Raw genomic sequence first — 21,433 nt, forward strand, 5'->3', positions numbered from 1 at the left:
ACTATCACAAAAGTTACTTACCGGTAACACCTTGGCGCGAGCCCGTCAAGCAATCGCCCGCTTTCACAGCTTAGGAATTATCGAAAGGAGACTGAGATGAGACAGACGATAGACGAGATGACGCTCGCCGAGATTTTCGCAGATCCACTGATCCGTTCAGTCATGCGCGCCGATGACGTGGGCCTGGACGATTTCAAAGAGTTGATGCATTCAGCGGCGACGTCCTTGACGACGCGCGATGGCGCAGCATTCGCTGGACAGTTTGAAACGAGCGGGCCTGCAGCTTCATCGAAGCGTACACTCGTAACCGCCGTACAGCCCTTGTTCGCAGGTTTCTTTAAGCCTTGCGCTGCCCATATGTGAATGTGGCCTGCATCACCATCCCACAAGTCGGGCTTATCCGGGGTGGGATGGCTAATCGCACGCTGATCTTTTAGATATTGGTATCTCCTGCGCCCGTTTGGGCATGAAGAAATTGTAAAGTATTTAACTATAACTAATCGCAAGAAAACCAGCGAAGCACGGTCGTGGAACAATCGGTTCTAGTCCGTGTTTTGCGAAATGCGGCCCGGCGTTTCCGCCTGTTGGCGGGGCTGTCGTTTCGCCCGCGGAATGGTGACCTGCCCGTATTTGAAGGGGGCAGGCCGGCGTTTTTCGGCGCATGCATGATGCAGTTGCGATCAGAGCCGATGATGCGGCTACCGAAGCCTTGATGATCGAGGTTACGCGACGTGCAATGTCAGTCTTGCCGAACACCTCCGGCACGGGGAAGGAGCGGTATTCATGCCCTGAGGTTATCCGTGTCATTTCTCCAGAATGCCAGTATCCGCACCAAAATTCTGTCGCTCATTCTACCGCTCTGCATCATCGGTCTGGGTGCAACAGTATATATGTCCGCCCGTTACAAAAACGCGGACACGCTCTATTCAGAGTTCATTGCCGGCGATAATGCCGCGCTTGTCGAGCTTTCTCGCGCCAACCGCAATCTTCAGGCGGTGGCTTACGGTGCTTATCAGGTAATGGCATACGACACCTCCATACCGGATTTCGCCATCGCCAAAGGCGAGTATAATACCGACAAAGGCGAACTGATCTCGCGATTGAACAACGTCAAGGCCATATTCCCGGAAGAGACGGCCACAATCGACAAACTGCTCAAACAATCTCAGAGCATCATCACAAGCACGGATAAGGCCGTCGAGCTTGGTTCCGCTAATCGTAATCAGGAGTCCGCGGCGGAACTCCTGAAGGCTGATGGGCAAATTCGCGCGGCCGGAAACGAAATAGGCTCTTTGCTGGACAAGCTTGCCAAGGGTGTTGCAAAAGGCAGCGACGATCTGACAGATCAGACGAATTCCACGATCCTGACCTCGCTTGTTGTGGTTGGCATCAGCTTTGCAGCCGGCATCATTCTCGCACTTTTCGTGGCCTCGCGTGGCATCACAACGCCGATCGCCCGGCTGCGGGAGCGTATGGTGTCGCTGGCAGGCGGCGATACGGCAGCCGAGATCGATGGCATGGACCGCAAGGATGAAGTCGGCCAGATGGCGGTTGCCGTTCAGGTGTTCCGCGAAAGTGCGATAGAGCGCATCCGCCTTGAACAGGAAACAGAAGCCAATCGCAGCCTTTCGGAAAAGGAACGCATCGCGCGCGAGCAGCAGAAGGCCAAGGAAGCTGCCGACGTCAAATTTGCCGTCGACAATCTGGCGACCGGTCTTTCGAAGCTTTCGGATGGCGATGTGTCCTACCGCATCGGCCAGCCGTTCACGGCGACACTCGACGGCGTTCGTAACGACTTCAACATGTCCGCCGAAAAGTTGCAATCGGCATTGACCCGGGTTGCGCAGAATGCCGGTGGCATCGGCGCGGGCGCAAACGAGATCAAATCGGCCGCCGACGATCTGGCCAAGCGTACCGAACAGCAGGCCGCAGCAGTGGAAGAAACCGCTGCCGCTCTGGAAGAGATCACCACGACGGTGAAGGATTCCACCAAGCGCGCGCAGGAGGCCGGCCTGATCGTCAGCCGCGCCAAGGCAGGTGCCGAACAATCCGGCGAGGTGGTACGCCGCGCCGTGGTCGCCATGGAGCAGATCTCCAAGTCCGCCAACGAGATCAGCAACATCATCGGCGTGATCGACGAAATCGCCTTCCAGACCAACCTTCTTGCGCTGAATGCCGGCGTGGAAGCCGCGCGTGCGGGCGAGGCGGGCAAGGGTTTTGCCGTTGTCGCGCAGGAAGTGCGCGAGCTGGCGCAACGCTCCGCCAATGCGGCCAAGGAAATCAAGGCGCTGATCACCACCTCGAACGATCAGGTGCAGCAGGGCGTTCAGCTGGTGGGCGACACCGGCAAGGCACTGGCGACGATCGTATCGGAAGTGCAGGAAATCAACCGGCACGTCGTCTCCATCGTGGAATCCGCGCAGGAGCAATCCTCCGGCCTCCAGCAGATCAATACCGCGGTCAACCAGATGGACCAGGACACGCAGAAAAATGCTGCCATGGTGGAAGAGACCAACGCCGCCAGCCACAATCTGGCCAAGGAGGTGGCTTCGCTCAACCAGCTTCTCGCGCAGTTCAAGCTCGCCGATACCGCCTATCAGCAGAAGAGCCAGCCCGCTCCGGTTCGCAATGCCGGCGGCAACGACAGATACGTGGCATCCCCCGTACGCGCGCTTGGCCGCAAGATTGCATCCGCATTCTCTGGTAACGCTGCTGTCGATACGTCAAAGGACGACTGGCAGGAGTTTTGATCGGCGATCGGTCAACGACATGAACATCGGCGGGGGATATCCCGCCGGGAATCAAGGACTATGCCACGCAATCGGAAATCGTTTGCGTGGCATAGTTTATGCCAGAGGGCGGTGACGAACATGTCTGGCAATCTTCGCAATACATTGTCCTTCACGCAGCGCGTCGCGACTATGGACGTGGGGATCYTTTTTGGCACTGACTCATTCTCGATGATGTTTCGGATTCAATTGGTGTGATTTCCGAAGGCGAATCAGCGCCATGCGAGCCCAGTTTCGACTTCCGATCTGATCCCGGCCGGTTTGAACGTTGAATCGGTGCATGATGCCACCGACGCGATCGTTGTCACTGCGTCCGCCGGGTTAACGGACTCCATATGTCCCCACTGCGGGACCGTTTCCCGTCGAGTTCATAGCCGTTCCCCTCCGGTGATCGGTGATCTGCCGTGTACGGCTCGACGGATCGAATTGCATCTGACCGTCAGGCGCTTTGTCTATAGTGCTACCAACTGCCATCGAAAGATTTTTGCCGAGCGCTTCGGTGACGGTGTGGCCTCACGCTCCCTAACGAACTTCACTGCCTCAAGCTTGTACTCGCGGCTGGACTTCCTTCGTTGCATTTATGCACTCCAGTTTCGTTGGAAGCACCTTAACTTGGTGTCCACGTAACCGGCAGCAGGCCAACACTCACTTTACCAGGTTTATGATCACGGGTATCCGTTGAGTCGGGCAATAGCCCCACCAGCAGTGATGCAAGGGCAATTCCGGAGAGAGTGCCGTGGACGTTAATCTCAAAGAAGCTGAGTGGCTGAATAAACCTGTAGTGTGGGAAGCCACCGAGACGGGTCTCTCTTTAACCACCGATGCAAACACTGACTTCTGGCGTGAAACGCATTACGGCTTCACGCGCGACAGTGGCCATTTCCTAGGCGTAACGGTCGTGGATGGTTTCACAGCGAGTGTCCGCGTCCAAGGCGAATTCCGGTCTCTCTACGATCAGGCCGGTCTTATGGTGCGCATTGATGAAAATCGATGGGTGAAGTCAGGCGTTGAGTTTACAGATGGCGAACGGTTTCTCAGCACAGTCATCACCGATGGAAAATCCGACTGGTCAGTGTCCCAGCCCTTCAAGGAGCTTGAAGATTTCTATATCCGGATCACATTGAAGGAAGGCACGATGCGTATTCAGGCATCCTCCAATGGGAGCATTTGGCCGTTGCTGCGGCTTGCTCCGTTTCCTAAAGTTTCCCATTATTTCGTTGGGTTGACTGCATGTACGCCTGAGCGTGGCGGACTGGATGTCCGGTTTTCGGAGTTTTCAGTCGGTGCGGCGATCACTACCGATCTCCACGACCTGTCTAGCTAGCAGCTATTTAAGGGAGTTCTTCGCAAATGTCGTCTCGATCTATCGTCCTTGTAACAGGTGCCAGTAAAGGGATACGAGCAGCCACGGCCTCTCGGCGCCAGTGCCGCCTGATCAGACACGACACAAATCAGTCTTAGTCAACCGGTTCGCCCGATTTCGACACGACGGTGGACCCGTACGGTTCTCGCGACGAAATAATCAACGCATCGTTCTGAAGCGGGCGGACAAGATGTTTTGCCTCGTCCCACGGCGCCCGCATCCAGATGTCCGTGTCCTCCTTCGTCAGCAACAGAACCGGCATGGCTTTCTCATGGATCGGTTTCACGAGATCGTTGGGATCCGTGGTCAGAAAACCATAGAGGTCGTCGATCGTGAGTCCGTCCCGAACCTTCCGGACGCTCTTCCATTGCGGCACATGGATGCCGGCAAAAAACATCAGCGATTTCTCGTCATCGCGGGCAAACCAGGCATTGGGCACATTGCCGCCTTCCTCTCTGCTCGCCGGATCCGGTTCGGCGAAGCTGGTGACTGGGACAAGGCATCTGTGTCCGACGTCGAACCATCGCGTCCAGTGCGGGAAATTGAGCTTACGCACGTTTGTCGTGCCGCGGTCGGCCTCCATGCGGATCAGCTCCTCGAGATCAAATGGCTTGCCCTTGGCCGCGAGCTTCTCGGCCTTGGCTTTGGCCGCTTTCTCCAAGGCGAAGCGAGGGGACGGTAATCCCCATCGCGCATGCACAAGCTGCTTCTTGCCGTCCGCCGTGTTGCGCACGATCGGCCCCATTTGGTCGGGGTTCATCTGATAGGCTGGCATCAGATTGATCAGGCTTTCGGCGTCCTGAGCCCATTTGGAGACCCAGTCCTTTTCTTCCATCCGATATAGATTGCACATGGCAGCAATTCCTCCGTTGCGACCGAATGCAGTTGTGTGGTGAGTTCCGCCTGCGTCGCTAGTCGAGCTTGTAAACGTCGGCATTGTCTTGCCGTTCCCGCAAGCCCTTATAGGAAGAATGGCGTAGCTTGCCGTCGGCCGTCCAGGCCCGAAACTCGATCTCGGCAATCAAAGTCGGCTCGACCCAAACGATGTCTGCCTTTTCGGCATAGCGAACAGGCGGCTGCTTCCGTTTCCAGCGCAGCTTGTCGAGCATCTTGCGCAGCCTGTTCATCTCGGCTTGCCTGAAGCCCGTCCCGACGTTCCCGACATGAACGAGCTCGTCACCGCGATAGGCAGCAAGCACCAGAGAGCCGAAGCCGCCGGACGATGCCGTCGATGGCTCGTAGCCAACAACCATGAAGGCTTCGCTCTTAACGCACTTGATCTTGACCCAGTCGCCGGTCCGGCCGGAGCGATAGGGTTGATCCAATTGCTTGCCGACGATGCCCTCGAGGCCAAGGCTGCCAACGTGTTCCAGCAGGATCGCGGGATCGGCGTCAATGGTTTCCGAAAGGCGGATCGCGCCGCCGTGCCCCTTCAGCGTATCCTCGAGAAGATGCCGGCGCGAACGGTACTCCACGTTGCGCAGGTCGTGGCCGTCGAGATAGATAAGATCGAACGCGTAGAGGAGGGCGTCTGACGCTCGGTTGCCAGCCGTCTTTCCAGACGCACCCAACGATTTCTGCAGCAGCCCGAAATCCGGCCGCCCTTCATCGTCAAGCACAACCGCCTCGCCATCAATGATCATCGTTGCCGGGCCAAGCGCCCGGGCAGCCTGCTCGATCGCCGGAAACCGGTGCGTCCAGTCATGGCCACCACGCGTGAGGATGCGGACCCCTGTCGGCTCGATGTGGATAGCCAGGCGATAACCATCCCATTTCAGCTCCCAGCTCCATTGGTCGCCTTGTGGAGGGTGCGCCTTCAATTGGGCGAGCGCCGGCTCGACGCGATCGGGCATCGGATCAAACAGCAGCTGTGGCTGTGCGGGATTGCGCTTCCGACGCGGCTTTGACCGTAGCGGAGCTTCGGTATCACGAAGGAGCGGCTTTGATCTCGGTGGCTTCGTCATGCAAACGAGTTCAGCACGAAAACCTTAAGAAGATTGTGACGCCGTTCATCTATCCCCGCTATCCACCGTTTTGAACCCGACGGACGCAAGGGCTGCAAAAATTTCTGTTTCCCCTTACCTCCTTGAATCCTTTTCGAATCTTCGACTTTGCTAATACTGGGATAATATTCCTCAACTTTGTGGTGCTTGACTCTTTTGCATTACGAGAACAAAAAATGAACATATAGCCCGTACGACATAATGTCGATCCTTTGAACACGACCTTGAAGGGAGCCGTGAACGATGACTGCTGCCCGCCAGAGGGTGATTTGCGACTTGCGAGACCGCATCGCGTCGATGGAAGGGGTATCCGCGAAGCGGGCCGGAACACTTTCTTTTGGCGTTTCCGAGATCGATGCGGCCTTGCCTGGCGGGGGCCTCGCCTATGGCGCGCTGCACGAGTTTGCAGGCGGTGGCTCCGGTACTGTCGATGGTGCAGCGGCCGCCCTTTGTGTTGCCGGCATTGCCGCAAGAACAAAAGGCCCCGTCATCTGGTGTCTGACGCGGCCGGATCTTTTTTTTCCAGCTCTTGCCCATGTGGGTCTGCATCCCGACCGCGTCATCTTTGTTGAATCCGACAAGGAAGAGGATGTGCTGGCCAATATGGAGGAGGGCCTTTCCTTCGGCGGACTTGGTGCCGTCGTCGGTGAACTTGTTCGCCTGCCTATGGTCAGTTCCCGCCGCCTGCAGCTTGCAGCCGAGCGAACCGGGACCATGGCGCTCGCGGTCCGCCGATGGCGGCGACAGACGGAGGCCAATGACTTTGGGCAGCCGACGGCCTCGACCACGCGATGGCGTGTCAGCGTGATGCCGTCAGAGGAGTTGCCGGTACCGGGGGTGGGCAGGCCTCAATGGTTTCTGGAATTGATGCGCGTGAAAGCGGGTGAGTGTGCTGAGTTTCTCGTGAGGGCGTGCGATGACAAGGGTCGTCTCGATCTATCTTCCGGATCTGCCGACGGATCGCATTCGTCGGGCCGATCCGTCTATTCCGCCTGAACAGCCAATCGCCGTGATCGCGAGAAGCGGTTCGAAGCGATGGGTGTCTGCCGCCGATGCGGCTGCCAGAAAGGCGGGCGTGCATGCCGGCATGGCGGCGGCAAAGGCGCAGTCGGTGTTTCGAGGCCTGATGCTGGTTGACGCAGATCCGCAAGCCGATCGAGCCGCGCTCGAGCGCATCACGCTCTGGGCGCTGACGATCTATTCGCCGATCGTCGCCGTCGACGGGATTGATGGTATCGTCATGGATACGGAAGGCGCCGATCATCTGCAGGGTGGTGAACTGCCGATGGTGACGAAGATCGCCAACCAGTTTCTTGCCCGAAAACTGACGGCGCGCGTGGCGGTTGCCGACAGCTGGGGTGCTGCCCATGCTTGCGCCCGCACAATCAATCGCGAAACGATTGTCGTTCCTCCGGGCGAGACGGCCCGTGCCGTCGAAAAACTGCCGATTTCGCTTCTGCGCCTGCCGTCAAAGATCGTCTCTGATCTGCGCATTCTCGGTTTCCAGACAATCGGCGAGCTTGCCAACACCCCGCGGGCCCCGCTGACATTGCGCTTCGGTCCGGAGGTCGGCCGCCGTCTCGACCAGATGCTCTGTCGTGTCGCCGAACCGATCGAACCGATCCGGACCGCAGAGCTGGTTGAAGTCTCCAAGGCCTTTGCCGAACCGATCGGGGCTGCGGAAACAATCAATAAATATGTTGGCCGTCTGGTCGTCCAACTCGTTGACGAACTCCAGAAGCGCGGGCTTGGCATTCGCCGTGCCGACCTGATCGTCGAGAAGATCGATGGCACGAGACAGGCCATCCGCGCCGGAACCGCCAGGCCCGCCCGAGATGTCGCCTGGCTGACAAAACTGTTTCGGGACCGGACGGAAAAGATCGAGCCGGGCTTCGGGATCGAAAAGCTGATCCTGCTCGCCGTGATAGCCGAGCCTCTCGAGGAGGCTCAGAGAGCCTCTGCTCTGGTCGAGGATGACGTCACCGATGTCACGCCGCTGATCGACCTCTATGGAAACCGGGGGCAGAGGGTCTATCGCGTCGCACCGGTCGCCTCCGATGTGCCGGAACGCTCTGTCCAGCGCATCAGCCCCGTCGCCGAACCGATCGCCGTTGCCTGGGTCAGCCATTGGCGCCGCCCCGTTCGTCTCTTGCCGAGACCTGAGTTGATCGAGGCGATCGCGCTGATGCCGGACCGGCCCCCAGTCTCCATCGTCTGGCGTGGCAAACGCCGCAAGGTCAAATGTGCCGACGGCCCGGAACGCATTTTCGGGGAATGGTGGCAGCGAGATGCCGAAATGGACGCCGTGCGCGACTATTTCGTCATCGAGGATGAAGCAGGCGAGCGCTTGTGGGTGTTCCGCTCCGGCGACGGTATTGACCCGGAAACCGGGTCACACCGCTGGTTCTGCCACGGGATATTCGCATGAGCTATGCCGAGCTCCAGGTCACGACACATTTTTCGTTTCTGCGTGGTGCCTCGTCGGCGCAGGAGTTATTTGATACTGCAAAACTCCTTGGGATCAGTGCGATCGGCGTCGTCGATCGCAATTCGCTCGCAGGCATCGTCCGCGCCCTTGAAGCATCCCGAGCGACGGGTCTCCGCCTCGTCGTTGGCTGTCGCCTCGACCTCGCCGACGGTATGTCGTTGCTGGTCTATCCGATGGATCGTCCGGCATATTCGCGGCTGACCCGGCTCATCACGCTTGGCAAGTCGCGCGGCGGCAAGAACAACTGCATTCTGCACTGGGACGATGTCATGGCTTACTCGGAAGGCATGATCGGCATTCTGGTGCCGGATCTGCCGGACGCCACATGCGCCGCGCAGCTTCGCAAGTTGGCGCACGTTTTTGGTGATCGAGCCTATGTATCGCTGTGCCTGCGCCGGCGACCCAACGACCAGATGCGGCTCCATGAGATTTCCAACATGGCGGCACGGTTCAGGGTCAAAACCGTCGTCACCAATGACGTGCTGTTTCATGAGCCGGGTCGGCGGCAGTTGCAAGACATCGTTACCTGCATCAGGCACAATACCACGATCGACGATGTCGGCTTCGAGCGCGAGCGTCATGCCGACCGATATCTGAAGCCTCCGGAAGAAATGGCTCGCCTATTTCCGCGCTATCCGGAGGCCTTGGCACGAAGCATGGAGATCGTGCGTCGTTGCAAGTTCTCGCTTGAGGAACTGACCTACCAGTACCCGGAGGAAGCCATTGTGCCGGGCAAGGATGCGCAGGCCTCGCTGGAGCATTATGTCTGGGAATGCGCGCCTGACCGTTATCCGGAAGGCCTGCCACCGGATGTTTTAAAGACCGTTCGGCACGAGCTCGATCTCATCCGCACCATGAAATACGCGCCGTATTTCCTCACCGTGTTTTCGATCGTGCGCTTCGCCAGAAGCCAGGGCATTCTCTGTCAGGGCAGGGGATCGGCGGCCAACAGCGCTGTCTGCTATATTCTCGGCATCACATCGATCGACCCCTCGACCAATGACCTCCTGTTCGAGCGTTTCGTCAGCCAGGAACGCGACGAGCCACCGGATATCGATGTCGACTTCGAGCATGAACGGCGCGAGGAGGTCATCCAATGGATCTACAAGACCTACCGACATGACAAGGCAGCCCTCTGCGCCACCGTTACGCGGTATCGTGCCAAGGGAGCGATCCGCGATGTCGGCAAGGCGCTCGGCCTGCCGGAAGACGTGATCAAGGCGCTGTCATCAGGCATGTGGTCCTGGTCGGAGGAAGTGCCCGACCGAAACATCCGCGAGCTCAATCTCAACCCCGACGACCGGCGCTTAGCGCTCACCCTGAAACTGGCGCAGCAGCTGATGGGTGCGCCACGCCACCTTGGCCAGCATCCAGGAGGATTTGTCCTCACCCATGACCGGCTGGACGATCTCGTGCCGATCGAGCCGGCAACGATGAAGGACCGCCAGATCATCGAGTGGGACAAGGACGATGTCGAGGCGCTGAAGTTCATGAAGGTGGATGTGCTCGCACTCGGCATGCTCACCTGCATGGCAAAGGCGTTTCATCTCATCCGTGAGGATAAGGGCGAGGATCTCGATCTGTCTACGATCCAGCATGAAGACGCAGCCACCTACGCAATGATCCGAAAGGCCGATACTCTCGGGACCTTCCAGATCGAAAGCCGCGCCCAGATGGCGATGTTGCCGCGCCTGAAACCCCGCACCTTCTACGATCTCGTCGTGCAGGTGGCGATCGTCCGGCCCGGTCCTATCCAGGGCGACATGGTGCACCCCTATCTTCGCCGCCGCGAAGGCAAGGAGCCGGTCGAATATCCCACACCCGAGCTTGAGGCCGTGCTCGGCAAGACGCTGGGCGTGCCGCTGTTTCAGGAGAGCGCCATGCGCGTCGCCATGGTCTGCGCCGGTTTTACCGGTGGCGAGGCCGACCAGCTGCGCAAGTCGATGGCCACCTTCAAGTTCACCGGCGGGGTCTCCCGCTTCAAGGAAAAACTCGTCTCCGGCATGGTCAAGAACGGTTATTCGGCGGAGTTCGCCGAAAAGACCTTTTCCCAGCTCGAAGGTTTCGGCAGCTACGGTTTTCCGGAAAGTCACGCGGCATCTTTTGCGCTGATCGCCTATGCATCGAACTACATCAAATGCCATTATCCGGATGTCTTTTGCGCGGCGCTTTTGAACAGTCAGCCGATGGGTTTTTATGCTCCAGCCCAGATCGTCGGTGATGCGATCAAGCATGGCGTCGAAGTGCGACCTGTGTGCGTCAACCGCTCGCGCTGGGACTGCACGCTGGAAAAAATCGGCAGCATTGATCGGCATGCTGTCCGGCTCGGATTTCGGCAGGTGAAGGGACTGGCTGTCGCTGACGCAGCGCGGATCGTGACGGCACGAATGAATAGTCCTTTCTTATCCGTCGATGACATGTGGCGCCGGTCCAGCGTGCCGACGGAGGCCCTTGTCCAGCTGGCAGAGGCCGATGCCTTTCTGCCATCGCTCAAACTCGAGAGGCGCGACGCGCTCTGGGCCATCAAGGCGCTGCGTGATGAGCCATTGCCGTTGTTTGCCGCCGCGACTGAGCGGGAGATGGCGGCAATTGCTGAGCAGCAGGAGCCGGAGGTCGCCCTTCGGCAGATGACGGACGGGCACAACGTCATCGAAGATTACAGCCATACGGGCTTGACGCTGCGGCAGCATCCGGTTGCGTTCCTGCGCAGGGACCTGTCGGCACGCAACATCATCTCCTGTGCGGAGGCGATGAATGCTCGGGATGGGCGATGGGTTTATACTGCAGGTTTGGTGCTGGTGCGCCAGAAGCCCGGGTCTGCCAAGGGGGTCATGTTCATCACCATCGAGGACGAAACAGGCCCTGCCAACATCGTCGTCTGGCCGTCACTGTTCGAGAAGCGCAGGAGCGTGGTGCTCGGATCCTCGATGATGGCAATCAATGGGCGGATTCAGCGGGAAGGGGAGGTCGTGCATCTTGTCGCGCAGCAACTCTTCGACCTGTCAGGGGACCTTGTCGGTCTGGCTGATCGGGATACCGGGTTCAGGCTGCCGGCGGGGCGGGGCGACGAGTTTGCCCACGGCGGCGGCGGGCCGGATTCGCGTGATCGACAAAAGCCTGTTGTCCCGCGGGACATGTTCACACCCGATCTCCATATCGATACGCTGAAGATAAAAAGTCGGAATTTTCAGTGATTTTTCGCTATCCCGGGAGCCGCGTCGCTTGGCGTCCCTCGAGGGCCCCCGCAGCATTTTTGGGAAAACAGTAGAGTTGGCGTGCAGCCATGGGTGCCACATCAGCGCGATAATTACCGAACGAGGCTGAGCATGTATGGGAGTGGGACGACAGCGCGCTCTACAGCGGCGAATGGTTCGAGATCGCCGACGCATCCCACGACTACACGTTTGAGATACTGCCGCCGCTCTCGATCAAGGCCGGGATATTCGCCATGCGCGAATTCCCGAACGGTTTGGTCACCAGCATCCTCTTCTCTCTGCCGGTCGACGGGTGCCTCTGGCACTTCCGCGGTTATTGCGACCTGGCCGACAAGAGCTCGCCCGAACGCATGCAAAGCGCTGTCATCGAACGCGAATCCAGGCCCTCCCTTGTGATGACGCACGACGAGAAGCTGGAACATATTTGGTCGCGCACTGCGGACGATTGTCTCGGTTATGCGGCATAATTCCTCCGTCGATGGACTTTCGTGAACGCTCGCGCGACAGGAGGATGCAATCGCATCATTGCGTGCCCGTGCACATCTGCCGGGTGGCTCAGGCCAAACGGGACCACGAGCCGATAGTGACGTCGGCGGTTGTGATGACTGGGCAAGCTGCGGCTTGGACGTTGGATCGGCGCGGCCTGGCGCAGGTCTAGCGTAGTTTCCTCTCAGCTTCGGCATCCGAGGTTTGCCTCTGGCCGTTCCGTCCTTCGGTTTCGTGGCGTCTGAACCGGCGCCCGTTCGGTTCAAGGCCGCTGTCGCGCCGCGGGGCGGCCGGTCATGCCGCTCTCGACAAAGCAGGCACGCGGGCTTCGCAAGGGCTTGTCACCCCTGCTTGACCGCCTGCCTGCTTCGCTCGATCTGGCCTGCCCGGGCCCTGATCCGCCCGGATTGCGCCTGTTCCTTTCGACCGCACCGAAGGACAGAACGGCCAGGGGGCCGACACTTCGGCGAAGCAAAGGAAACCACCATGGCAAAGTCAGCAACCCAATCCCGTCAATCAATCCGCCAATCCGCCCGCGTCGTGCCGCTGCGCAGAGGCGCCACCCTAGAAATGGTCCGCCTTTCATGCCCCGATGAAGCACAGGCGCTTCGGATCGCCGAAAGCTTCGGGACCGCCATTGTCGACAGCGATGGCATCCGTGGCATGCACGAGCGCCTGATCGTCGAAACCGCCACCGCACTTTCCGATGGCCTTGGCGACCGGGCGATGCAGATCCATCTGCAGCGCATCGTCGGGGCCTATGTCGGATCGGCCCATGGCGCCGGCCAGTTCTACTCCCGCGCCGTCACCGAGGCGCGGAACGCCACCGCCAAGAGCGCTGCGGATGCCCGCGACGAGGATCTCGACGGTCCGGTCGGCTATGAGAGCGCCGCCCAGCGCAAGCGCGAATTCGCAGCCGACATGGGCATCCAGGCACATGCGCTCAGAATGGCGGCCGTCGGCGCTGTCGCAGCCTATGAGCAGGTGGTGGGCGAAACATGGAAGCCCTTCGACCGGCCGGTCGAAAATCCCGGCCAGACGCTCGACCGCAAGGCGGCAGCAGTCCAGCTGTCAGCCTTCGAATAACATCCATCACGGCGGGGCTCCGGCCCCGCCTTTGTTCACGTCGACGAAGGTGTCCTGTTCTCGTCAGCTCGAAGTAACGAGGGCCTGTGCCGGCCACCACCTCGAATCTACGACGGGACGCGACTTCAATGCGTCGACAGAAGGTCCCAACCTCAACCGCGCCGTTGCTAAGATTCCATCGGCTACCGTGCGGCAGAAAGTGGTCCTGCTGGCGAAGCCCTCGCATTGGCTGCGGATGAAGATCGGGAATCTGTCCATTGCGACCCCGTCCCGCCTTCGGTCTGCCGGGCCGAGGGTCTCGCGCAAGGGCTTCGCCCTCCTTCACGTTGTTACGGCGCGTTCCGCGTGCGCTCATCCCTGATCTGCCCGGCTTTTGACCGACGTGACGGGGTCGCGATGGTCGCGACCTCCAAAAACGGAGGTTCAAGGATATGAAAAGAAAAGGGCAGGGCGCGCGCGCCGATCTCTATGCGCGGATCACCGACAGGATCGTTGCGGATCTGGAAAAAGGCGTCCGTCCGTGGATGAAGCCCTGGTCGGCCGCAAACACGACCGGACGGATCACCCGGCCGCTGCGCCACAACGGCGAAGCCTATAGCGGTCTCAACGTGCTGCTGTTGTGGTCGGAGAGCACAGCGAGGGGCTATGTCTCGCCGACATGGATGACGTTCAAACAGGCCTTGCAGCTGGATGGAGCTGTTCGCAAGGGCGAGACCGGAACGACGGTCATCTATGCAAGCCGCTTCACCAAGTCGGAGACCGACAGCAATGGCGGCGAGGTGGAGCGCGATATTCCGTTCCTTAAATCGTACACGGTGTTCAACGTGGCGCAGATCGACGGCCTGCCTGACCACTATCATAGCGTACCCGAACCGCTCCTGAGCCCGATCGAGCGCATCGGTCACGCCGACGAGTTCTTCCGCAATACCGGCGCAGTCATTCGGCACGGCGGCAACCAGGCATACTATTCTCCGGCCATGGACTATATCCAGATGCCACCGTTCGAAGCCTTCCGCGATGCCGCCGGGTATGCGGCAGTCCTCAGCCATGAGGCGACCCACTGGACGGCGGCAGAACATCGCGTGGGACGCGACCTGTCGCGCTATGCCAAGGACCGGACGGAGCGAGCGCGGGAAGAACTCATTGCCGAACTTGGCAGTTGCTTCCTCTGCGCTGACCTCGGTATCGCGCCGGAACTTGAGCCGCGGCCGGATCACGCGTCCTATCTGCAGTCATGGCTCTCGGTGCTGGCCAACGACAAACGGGCAATTTTCCAGGCGGCCGCGCATGCGCAGCGGGCGGTCAATTATCTCCACGGTCTTCAGCCAAGGGCGGATGCCTGCGCGACGAGGGAGGCAGTGTAATAGCGCCCCTCTCTTTTTAGAGCGTCCTTTGGTACTGCTCCCAAAATCTGAATCCGGGCAGCGCGGATTGACCGTTCGGGAGGAAAGCGAAGGCGATCTTGTTCCGTGCGGGCGCGAGCCAGTTTTGCTGCGACCGGCCCTCATGCGTTGCGCATCAGCAACAGGTCATGTTTGCGGATACGAGCAAGCATGGGCGACATGTGCCCGATTGAAAACCGGAGCCGCCAAGGAGAAGGAAAGTTCGGCGACGCTCACCGGACTTGTCGCATTGGCCCGGCAATGCCCAAACGATCGATGTGGCCATTGCTGCCATCCATTCGGGCATAGGAAGTGGGCGCGGCCAACGCGGCCTCGATTTGACATGTCTGATCGAAGAGCGGCTGCGCCTCGATCGTTCTCCCGCAACGGCATCGCCCCCTTTCTTCCCCTGCGACCTGCGTTCGCATTCCTCGCGGTCCAAGAAAGCCGTCTCCCGCCGCCCTCCATTGCATTCCGGTCCCTTAAGGATGCGGTCCGATCGTCCCCGATCAACTCGACAGTCATCGAGGACGCGGTGGTCGCGGCCCGATCAAACCGAAAGGATCACGACAATGGCAATCATCGGCGAATTCACCACCAACGGCAACACCATCCTCGGCCACGTACGCACTCTGACGGTCTCCATGAAGGCCCGCCTGAACCCGATCGAACGCACATCCCGCGACGCTCCCGACTTCCGGATCATGTCCGGAGCGGCCGAAGTCGGCGCCGCCTGGAACCAGGTTTCCGGCGACGGAGAGCCCTACATCTCGGTCAAGCTCGACGATCCGAGCTTTCCGGCCCCGATCAATGCGGCACTTTGGCCGACCGAGAGGGAAGGCGACTATACGTTGGTCTGGAACCGCCCGAAGCGCGACGCCTGATCAAAGACGAAGCCCTGCCGGAAACGGCGGGGCTTTTCCCTTGTTCAAACCAAGAAGGAACCGGGCATCTAGCCCGCTTCTTCTTCCGGTCGCGATACGGAGAGGCGGGGTCTGCTCAGAGTGACCAATCGTGCCGCGAGCAAATGCCGGCCTCAAGGACTTCGCGTGGCCCCCCGATTTTGCCTCCGCTCCGGTTCCCTGCGCTTCAACAAAACCGGCACCCCACTCGCCGCCTCTGGCGGTCGCCGACGCGATCCCTGACCCCGTCATTTCCTCACGCCCCGCGGCGTCATCTTTCTCAAACGTCAAGGAGATGACGATGCTACTGGAACAACATATCGAAGAACTGCGCGCCGAGTTGCGTAACGCCGTCTACCAGGACGAGCATCAGTGGATCCTCAACGAGCTTGCAGCGGCGGAAGCGCAGCTTGCGGAGGAAGAGGCCGCGTATAACGCGCAGCTGAAGGCCGAGCCGCCCGAATAGGGCGGTCATCGCCGTTTTACTCGTCTAAGCACCCTCTCGATTACAGGCTGCCCGTTCATCTCGGCCTGGGCGTAACGGGATCGCAGAACGGCAGGGTGCTTGCACGTCGTATCGCTTGGGCTAGTCGGTCGTTCGTCTCTGCGACGGTCGGTGTCTGTCCGTATCTCACCGCGCCACGGCTGACGGTCTCGTCAACGACCCGCATCGCCGCTGCGACCGTTGCGGCACACAGCATCACGTCGAAATCCTGCGGCGAGAGATCGAGCCGGCTGGCAATCACCTCAGCCATCGTGTCTTCGGTGTTCCGCGTCGACATGTGCCAAGGGCCGAGAAGCGCTGGTTCCTCGTCCAGGCGAGCGATGAGATGGATGAGAAGACCGGTATCTATCAGTTCCTGACCGTCGATCTTGCTCATATCGTAGGTGATCTCAAAGAACCGTTCCACTGAGACGTCGCTCGGCCAGTTACGAAACCTGRCCGCGAGGCGTTGCGACGCGAGCGCAAAGAGTGGCTCAACGCAGCTTTCCTTAGTGCGGAAGTAGCGCCAAAGCGTCCGCTTTGAGATGCCTGCCGCATCGGCGATCTCATCGCCAGTCGTGTCCGCTACGCCTTTTTGCAGGAACAAGCGCGCGGCACATCTCGCCACTTCGATATGCGCATCTTCCGGGATCGTCCTGCTCATCAATACTCCTAAGGGACTCGTTCGCGGGGAATGTAAACGACATTCAGTGCCGCATCCATAGGGGAGAGTATCGCAAATCGGCTAACTCCTTTCATTTAACAAGTCAYAATAATGACACTTAGTGCCATTATCCGTTTTTTCCACCTGAGGATAATCGCCACTTTTAACCGGAGTCCCCAATGCGAACACCAGCCGCTTTCGTCGCCCTCCTGCTCACGTGTGTAGACGGCAGTTCCGCCGAACAACTGGAAGGCAAATTGCCTAAAGACATCTATCCGGAGACAAAACGCATCGACGTGACCGAGCAGTATTTTGGTCAGACGATTGTGGACCCGTATCGCTGGTTGGAGAACAGCAACCCTGAAGACGGCGCGGTTCGGTCATGGATTGAGGCGCAGAACGCCGTTACGCGACCCTATCTCGACACCCTCCCTGGACGTGACCACTTCCGCAAACGGATGAAGGAGCTGCTTGATTATGATCGCTATACCGTTCCGCGAAAGCGCGGAGACCGCTATTTCTTCAATGTCATCAAGGGCAATGAAAACCAGCCGTCGCTCTATGTTCGTGAAGGCGTGTTTGGTGACAGTCGCGTGCTCATCGATCCCAATAGCTGGTCGGAGGACGGCGCCGACGCACTCAGTATATGGAACGCGTCCGACGACGGACGCCTCCTGGCATTCGGCAAGCAGACGGGCGGTACCGACTGGCGGACCATCAGGGTGCTCGACGTCGACAGTGGCAAGATACTCGACGACGTCGTTGAATGGGCGCGATTCACACGCATCGCATGGGCACCTAATGGCTCGGGCTTCTTTTATTCACGTGTTCCGAAGCCGGTGGATGGAACGACCGCTGCGGTTGTTGCCAACCACGCCGTCTATTTCCACAGGCTGGGGACAGAGCAAACAGAGGATCGTCTCATCTACGCCACCCCTGAACGCCCTGACCTGTTGCACGGCGCCGACAGGGTTTCGGGCGGACGCTACCTCACCATTTCTTCGACGCCCGGTACGAACGAAAGCTCCCTGACCGTCATCGATCTCGCGTCTCAGGACTGGAAGCCCCGGACGATCGTCGGTGACATGGATTCAGCGTGGTATGTCATAGGTAACGATGGGACCACTCTGTTTCTCGCTACGACACAGGGGGCGGAGCGTGCGCGCATCGTCTCGCTCGATCTCGCCGATAAAAATCCTGAGCCAAAAGAGATCATAGCCGAGGCTGCCGATGGCGCGGTTCTGGACGGCGCGGTTCTTGCGGGTGACAAACTGCTGGTGAACTATCAGATCGACGTCAAGGCGGAACTGCGACGCTTCACCCTCGATGGGAAGCCTGAAGGTACCGTGAGCCTACCGGGGGTCGGAAGCGCCCGATTTCTGGAAGGTGATGCCAAGGAAGCCTTCTTCGTCTTTACCAGCTACGACGCACCGATAGCAATTTATCATTACGACACGGCTTCCAAAGCGGTAACCCCGTGGGCGGAGCCGAAAGTGCCGATCGACCTGAATAAAATTCTTGTCGAGCAACGCTTCTATCGCTCCAAGGACCACACCGAAGTGCCGTTGTTTATCATCCGCCGCAAGGATGTCACTGCGCCGGCTCCGACCCTGCTCTACGGCTATGGCGGTTTCGGCATCAGCCAGATCCCCGTCTTCAATCCGATGCAACTCGCATGGGTGGAACAGGGCGGCGTGTTGGCGATCGCCAACATTCGCGGGGGCGGCGAATACGGTCGCGCCTGGCACCGCGCTGGTCAGCTCGAAAGAAAGCAGAACGCGCTTGATGACTTCATCGCCGCCGCCGAATTCTTGAAGCGGGCGGGCATCACATCGCCGAAAGGTCTGGCCATCCAGGGCGAATCCGCCGGTGGCATGCTTGTGGGTGCGGTCACGAACCAACGCCCCGACCTGTTCGACGTCGCGCTTCCAGGTGTCGGGGTCATGGACATGCTGCGCTACGACAAGTTCACAGGCGGTGCGCTCTGGAGAGGCGAATACGGCAACCCTGCCGAAGAGAAGTCTTTCCGCAACCTCCTGACCTACTCGCCTTATCACACGATCAGAGATGGCAAGGAGTATCCCGCGATCCTGGCCACGACGGCGGACGCGGACGACCGCGTCGTTCCCGCGCACACCTTCAAATATATCGCGGCACTGCAGGCCGCTGACCTCGGCCCGAAACCGCGACTGGTGCGCATTGAAACCCGTGCTGGCCATGGCAGCGGCCTGCCGATCGACAAGGTCGTCGCACAGAGCGCCGATATATTTTCATTCGCGGCCCACTGGACGGGGCTGAAAATTACATCGGGAAAATGACCGATCAAAAGGAGAATGTAAAAATGACGAGATCGCAGAAGCCTATGATTAAAGCCATGACAACGGTCTGTGGGGGTGGCCTCATCGCCCTGGCGCTAGCTGGGTGCACATCCGCTCAAGACCAACATTATGAAGACAGGCGCGCATGCTACAGTTCGAGACACTATGCCGGATGCATGAACGGCCAACAGTACCATCGCGATCGCGAACAACTGATGAACCAGGAAAGAGCCCTGATAAGTGCTCAGCAGGCCCGTGAAAATCTCAGGATGCTCCGAGAGATCAGAAGGAAACGCGGGGAGTACTGACCTCTGAGTTGCGGCAGAAAGGAAGAGGAATTCATGACATGCCGATAGACGAACGGCCGGACAAGCACGGCACGGCGGAGGGCGCGCATCGGCTTGCGCTCACAACGGTGATCCGGGCTTTGGTAGACAACGCGAGCGTAGCCGATCCGGGCCTGAGGAAACGTATCACCACGGATGTCGAGGCGTACATAATGCGCCTCGATCCACAATCGGAGCTGGAGTTCGACTTTGCCGAACGGGCAAGAAGCTTCGCTGCGAACCTTTTAAAACCGTCGGACTCGTGATCGACCGATTACGGGAGCTGGCAGATCTCTTAGAGAGCCAGTGCGGCGAATTGCATGCAATCTGAGAAGAGGGCTTCCGGTTCCGTTAGACCTGGAGGCCCTTCTCGCCCCAATCTCAATGCAGAGGGGAAAGCGGGCCTCGCACGCCGCCGGTTTCAGCGCACGCCTGGTGCTGGAACGGCGGTCCCAGGATGTTGATCGCCTGCCGGGGCGGCAAGTGGGCCAGAAGCGGCCTTGATCCTTGACTGTCAGGATAACGCCTCGAGATGAACCATTGCCACCCAGACGAGCGTCGCCAGATTGCCGCGGAGCTGGAACTGGCTCTGGCCGAACTGGCCGTTCTCATGGCCGAGCAGGACGGTTCCGTTGACGCCGTGCCGCCCTTCTGAGGGCGGCATACACCCGCAATGCTGCCACCACCGTCCGATTGCCATCGAGATCGAGATCAGCTTTAAGCGTGATGGCAAGCAGCGCCGATGACGCTGCGCCGTCTGCCTTTGGCGGCTCCCCCTGATGACCCCGCTTACCGCGCTTCGGCTCACTTGTTCAGCACATCTTTCAGTGCTTTGGCAGGCTGGAACGTAAGCTTCTTCGCAGCGGCAACCTTGATGGTGGCGCCGGTTGCCGGATTGCGAGCCTCACGCTCCGGGGTATCCTTGATCTTGAACTTGCCGAATCCCGGGATAGATGTTTCCGCTCCGGACGTGGCTGCCGTCGTGATCGACGCGAAGACGGTTTCGACGATCGATTTCGCCTGGGCTTTGGTCAGGTTCTGTTCGGATGCGATCTTTTCGGCGATTTCATTGGTTGTGGTCATGACGGTTTCCTCGTTAAAGACGGGAAAACCCTTTCAGGCGATCGTTACGTTGTCATGCGGCGTTGTCCTTAGAGTGGCGCTCCTGCAGGGGTTTCCACAGCTTCTTGCCGGTTGATAGCCCCTTTTGCGCTTCTGCAGTACCAGTTCGAGGAAGCGCGATATCGCATCATTCTCATTGCCGAACACCTCGGTCATCTCCCCGCCCGCCTTGCCGATCCGTCCCCAGCTTCGCACGACGGCTATTTCCCCGAAAAGGGTTGGCCGGATCGCAAGCGCGTAATATCGGGCCATGTTCCTGGTGGCATCGATCCTCTGGCAATAAAGCTGGTAGTGGTGTGTTCCCATCCCCGCATGATCGGCGATGCTCGCGATCTGGTCCAACGAGACTTATGAATCGAGAGGTCGCGTCCGATTCATTTCTGTGATGGATGCCTGTTGCGGTTTCGGCAGTGTCCGATCATCCTGACGCTCAAGCTTCCCGGTCTGAACGGTACGTCCGGGCGCGATCGTCAACGTGAGCACAGCCGGTAAATCAGATGGCGAGCTGTCCTCGCTTTCAATCGTCAGTCGGTCCATGTTCAGGCATCGCACGTTTTCGAAAGAGGAGGAGCAAATGGCACCCTTTGAGGAAGCGGCGGCCGCGACGACTACGATACAGAAGCATCTGTCATCTACACTGGAGAAGCATTAGGACGGGTTGAACTAGCACATCGTCAATTCTTCGGTGTCCATGCTCATCTTTCAACGAGACACAACGACCTGATCGAAGCGCTAGAAGGCGATCGACGCGGCACTGGCGCTGATGAAGGCAACGAAATGGCCAATGGAAGCCGAATACGGTCCG

Annotated in this window: 19 protein-coding genes and 1 pseudogene; 15 read left to right on the top strand and 5 right to left on the bottom strand. The window is 59.3% G+C overall.

All coding sequences use genetic code 11. The features are described from left to right. The first annotated feature begins 96 nt into the window (after nt 1–96). The 4 genes from AB4Z23_RS25295 to AB4Z23_RS25310 all read left to right on the top strand — a co-directional run bounded on the left by AB4Z23_RS25295 (nt 97) and on the right by AB4Z23_RS25310 (nt 4,113). Nucleotides 97–363 (top strand): hypothetical protein, encoded by a 267-nt coding sequence (locus AB4Z23_RS25295; RefSeq protein ID WP_060642264.1) that lies wholly within the window; start codon nt 97–99, stop codon nt 361–363. A gap of 437 nt (nt 364–800) precedes the next feature. Further along, nucleotides 801–2,750 carry a methyl-accepting chemotaxis protein gene (locus AB4Z23_RS25300; RefSeq protein WP_421407638.1) on the top strand — a complete coding sequence of 650 codons (1,950 nt, stop codon included), beginning with the start codon at nt 801–803 and terminating at the stop codon, nt 2,748–2,750. Between the two features lie 426 nt (nt 2,751–3,176). Then, entirely contained in the window at nt 3,177–3,416 is a 240-nt protein-coding gene (locus tag AB4Z23_RS25305) for a transposase (RefSeq protein ID WP_441360944.1), read from the top strand. Between the two features lie 109 nt (nt 3,417–3,525). Continuing rightward, on the top strand, nt 3,526–4,113 hold the full coding sequence (locus AB4Z23_RS25310; RefSeq protein ID WP_003517419.1) for a DUF1349 domain-containing protein: 588 nt from the start codon (nt 3,526–3,528) through the stop codon (nt 4,111–4,113). A 133-nt stretch (nt 4,114–4,246) separates the two neighbouring features. Here AB4Z23_RS25310 and AB4Z23_RS25315 read toward each other — a convergent pair whose 3' ends face one another. Together AB4Z23_RS25315 and ligD are read right to left on the bottom strand one after the other, a co-directional pair. Next, nucleotides 4,247–5,005, bottom strand: coding sequence for an SOS response-associated peptidase family protein (locus tag AB4Z23_RS25315; RefSeq protein ID WP_441360951.1), 759 nt, complete (start codon nt 5,003–5,005; stop codon nt 4,247–4,249). Nucleotides 5,006–5,063: 58 nt separating this feature from the next. After that, nucleotides 5,064–6,116, bottom strand: coding sequence for a non-homologous end-joining DNA ligase (gene ligD, locus AB4Z23_RS25320; protein ID WP_333704897.1), 1,053 nt, complete (start codon nt 6,114–6,116; stop codon nt 5,064–5,066). A 282-nt stretch (nt 6,117–6,398) separates the two neighbouring features. On the opposite strand from ligD, the gene AB4Z23_RS25325 reads away from it, so the two are divergent. The 8 genes and pseudogenes from AB4Z23_RS25325 (at nt 6,399) to AB4Z23_RS25360 (ending at nt 16,180) form a co-directional block, all read left to right on the top strand. Continuing rightward, on the top strand, nt 6,399–7,151 hold the full coding sequence (locus tag AB4Z23_RS25325; RefSeq protein ID WP_060642157.1) for an ImuA family protein: 753 nt from the start codon (nt 6,399–6,401) through the stop codon (nt 7,149–7,151). After that, entirely contained in the window at nt 7,072–8,583 is a 1,512-nt protein-coding gene (locus AB4Z23_RS25330; protein WP_441360945.1) for a Y-family DNA polymerase, read from the top strand. Before AB4Z23_RS25325 ends, AB4Z23_RS25330 begins: the two co-directional genes overlap by 80 nt. Further along, nucleotides 8,580–11,837 (top strand): error-prone DNA polymerase, encoded by a 3,258-nt coding sequence (locus tag AB4Z23_RS25335; protein ID WP_441360946.1) that lies wholly within the window; start codon nt 8,580–8,582, stop codon nt 11,835–11,837. Before AB4Z23_RS25330 ends, AB4Z23_RS25335 begins: the two co-directional genes overlap by 4 nt. A gap of 140 nt (nt 11,838–11,977) precedes the next feature. Then, a pseudogene (locus AB4Z23_RS25340) lies at nt 11,978–12,325 on the top strand (DUF1419 domain-containing protein); the annotation flags it as partial. 505 nt (nt 12,326–12,830) lie between these two features. Then, on the top strand, nt 12,831–13,430 hold the full coding sequence (locus tag AB4Z23_RS25345; RefSeq protein ID WP_003517406.1) for a hypothetical protein: 600 nt from the start codon (nt 12,831–12,833) through the stop codon (nt 13,428–13,430). Nucleotides 13,431–13,861: 431 nt separating this feature from the next. Next, nucleotides 13,862–14,794, top strand: coding sequence for an ArdC family protein (locus tag AB4Z23_RS25350; RefSeq protein ID WP_065704108.1), 933 nt, complete (start codon nt 13,862–13,864; stop codon nt 14,792–14,794). A gap of 590 nt (nt 14,795–15,384) precedes the next feature. Continuing rightward, nucleotides 15,385–15,696, top strand: coding sequence for a DUF736 domain-containing protein (locus AB4Z23_RS25355; protein ID WP_333711711.1), 312 nt, complete (start codon nt 15,385–15,387; stop codon nt 15,694–15,696). A gap of 319 nt (nt 15,697–16,015) precedes the next feature. After that, on the top strand, nt 16,016–16,180 hold the full coding sequence (locus tag AB4Z23_RS25360; protein ID WP_173998618.1) for a hypothetical protein: 165 nt from the start codon (nt 16,016–16,018) through the stop codon (nt 16,178–16,180). 55 nt (nt 16,181–16,235) lie between these two features. Here the strand turns inward: AB4Z23_RS25360 and AB4Z23_RS25365 are convergent, their stop codons facing one another. After that, nucleotides 16,236–16,862: a helix-turn-helix domain-containing protein gene (locus AB4Z23_RS25365; RefSeq protein WP_441360947.1), complete on the bottom strand. Its 627-nt coding sequence runs from the start codon at nt 16,860–16,862 to the stop codon at nt 16,236–16,238. Nucleotides 16,863–17,041: 179 nt separating this feature from the next. On the opposite strand from AB4Z23_RS25365, the gene AB4Z23_RS25370 reads away from it, so the two are divergent. The 3 genes from AB4Z23_RS25370 to AB4Z23_RS25380 all read left to right on the top strand — a co-directional run bounded on the left by AB4Z23_RS25370 (nt 17,042) and on the right by AB4Z23_RS25380 (nt 20,161). Continuing rightward, nucleotides 17,042–19,180, top strand: a complete 2,139-nt coding sequence (locus AB4Z23_RS25370; protein ID WP_173998616.1) for a prolyl oligopeptidase family serine peptidase — start codon at nt 17,042–17,044, stop codon at nt 19,178–19,180. 346 nt (nt 19,181–19,526) lie between these two features. Continuing rightward, nucleotides 19,527–19,772 carry a hypothetical protein gene (locus AB4Z23_RS25375; RefSeq protein WP_173998614.1) on the top strand — a complete coding sequence of 82 codons (246 nt, stop codon included), beginning with the start codon at nt 19,527–19,529 and terminating at the stop codon, nt 19,770–19,772. Between the two features lie 266 nt (nt 19,773–20,038). Further along, complete coding sequence (locus AB4Z23_RS25380) at nt 20,039–20,161, top strand: hypothetical protein (RefSeq protein ID WP_309510305.1); 123 nt, start codon at nt 20,039–20,041, stop codon at nt 20,159–20,161. A gap of 149 nt (nt 20,162–20,310) precedes the next feature. Here the strand turns inward: AB4Z23_RS25380 and AB4Z23_RS25385 are convergent, their stop codons facing one another. Both AB4Z23_RS25385 and AB4Z23_RS25390 read right to left on the bottom strand, forming a co-directional pair. Then, nucleotides 20,311–20,589, bottom strand: coding sequence for an HU family DNA-binding protein (locus tag AB4Z23_RS25385; RefSeq protein WP_003517400.1), 279 nt, complete (start codon nt 20,587–20,589; stop codon nt 20,311–20,313). A gap of 33 nt (nt 20,590–20,622) precedes the next feature. Continuing rightward, nucleotides 20,623–20,934 carry a WGR domain-containing protein gene (locus AB4Z23_RS25390; protein WP_031234211.1) on the bottom strand — a complete coding sequence of 104 codons (312 nt, stop codon included), beginning with the start codon at nt 20,932–20,934 and terminating at the stop codon, nt 20,623–20,625. Nucleotides 20,935–21,433 lie beyond the last annotated feature (499 nt).

Source organism: Agrobacterium sp. MCAB5, from assembly GCF_052114365.1.
Classification (GTDB): Bacteria; Pseudomonadota; Alphaproteobacteria; order Rhizobiales; family Rhizobiaceae; genus Agrobacterium; species Agrobacterium tumefaciens.

Coding starts and splice junctions, on each gene's coding strand:
- AB4Z23_RS25295 (WP_060642264.1), top strand. CDS start 97: ATGAGACAGACGATAGACGAGATGACGCTCGCCGAGATTTTCGCAGAT.
- AB4Z23_RS25315 (WP_441360951.1), bottom strand. CDS start 5,005: ATGTGCAATCTATATCGGATGGAAGAAAAGGACTGGGTCTCCAAATGG.
- ligD (WP_333704897.1), bottom strand. CDS start 6,116: ATGACGAAGCCACCGAGATCAAAGCCGCTCCTTCGTGATACCGAAGCT.
- AB4Z23_RS25325 (WP_060642157.1), top strand. CDS start 6,399: ATGACTGCTGCCCGCCAGAGGGTGATTTGCGACTTGCGAGACCGCATC.
- AB4Z23_RS25330 (WP_441360945.1), top strand. CDS start 7,072: ATGACAAGGGTCGTCTCGATCTATCTTCCGGATCTGCCGACGGATCGC.
- AB4Z23_RS25335 (WP_441360946.1), top strand. CDS start 8,580: ATGAGCTATGCCGAGCTCCAGGTCACGACACATTTTTCGTTTCTGCGT.
- AB4Z23_RS25345 (WP_003517406.1), top strand. CDS start 12,831: ATGGCAAAGTCAGCAACCCAATCCCGTCAATCAATCCGCCAATCCGCC.
- AB4Z23_RS25350 (WP_065704108.1), top strand. CDS start 13,862: ATGAAAAGAAAAGGGCAGGGCGCGCGCGCCGATCTCTATGCGCGGATC.
- AB4Z23_RS25355 (WP_333711711.1), top strand. CDS start 15,385: ATGGCAATCATCGGCGAATTCACCACCAACGGCAACACCATCCTCGGC.
- AB4Z23_RS25360 (WP_173998618.1), top strand. CDS start 16,016: ATGCTACTGGAACAACATATCGAAGAACTGCGCGCCGAGTTGCGTAAC.
- AB4Z23_RS25370 (WP_173998616.1), top strand. CDS start 17,042: ATGCGAACACCAGCCGCTTTCGTCGCCCTCCTGCTCACGTGTGTAGAC.
- AB4Z23_RS25375 (WP_173998614.1), top strand. CDS start 19,527: ATGCCGATAGACGAACGGCCGGACAAGCACGGCACGGCGGAGGGCGCG.
- AB4Z23_RS25380 (WP_309510305.1), top strand. CDS start 20,039: ATGAACCATTGCCACCCAGACGAGCGTCGCCAGATTGCCGCGGAGCTG.
- AB4Z23_RS25385 (WP_003517400.1), bottom strand. CDS start 20,589: ATGACCACAACCAATGAAATCGCCGAAAAGATCGCATCCGAACAGAAC.
- AB4Z23_RS25390 (WP_031234211.1), bottom strand. CDS start 20,934: ATGGGAACACACCACTACCAGCTTTATTGCCAGAGGATCGATGCCACC.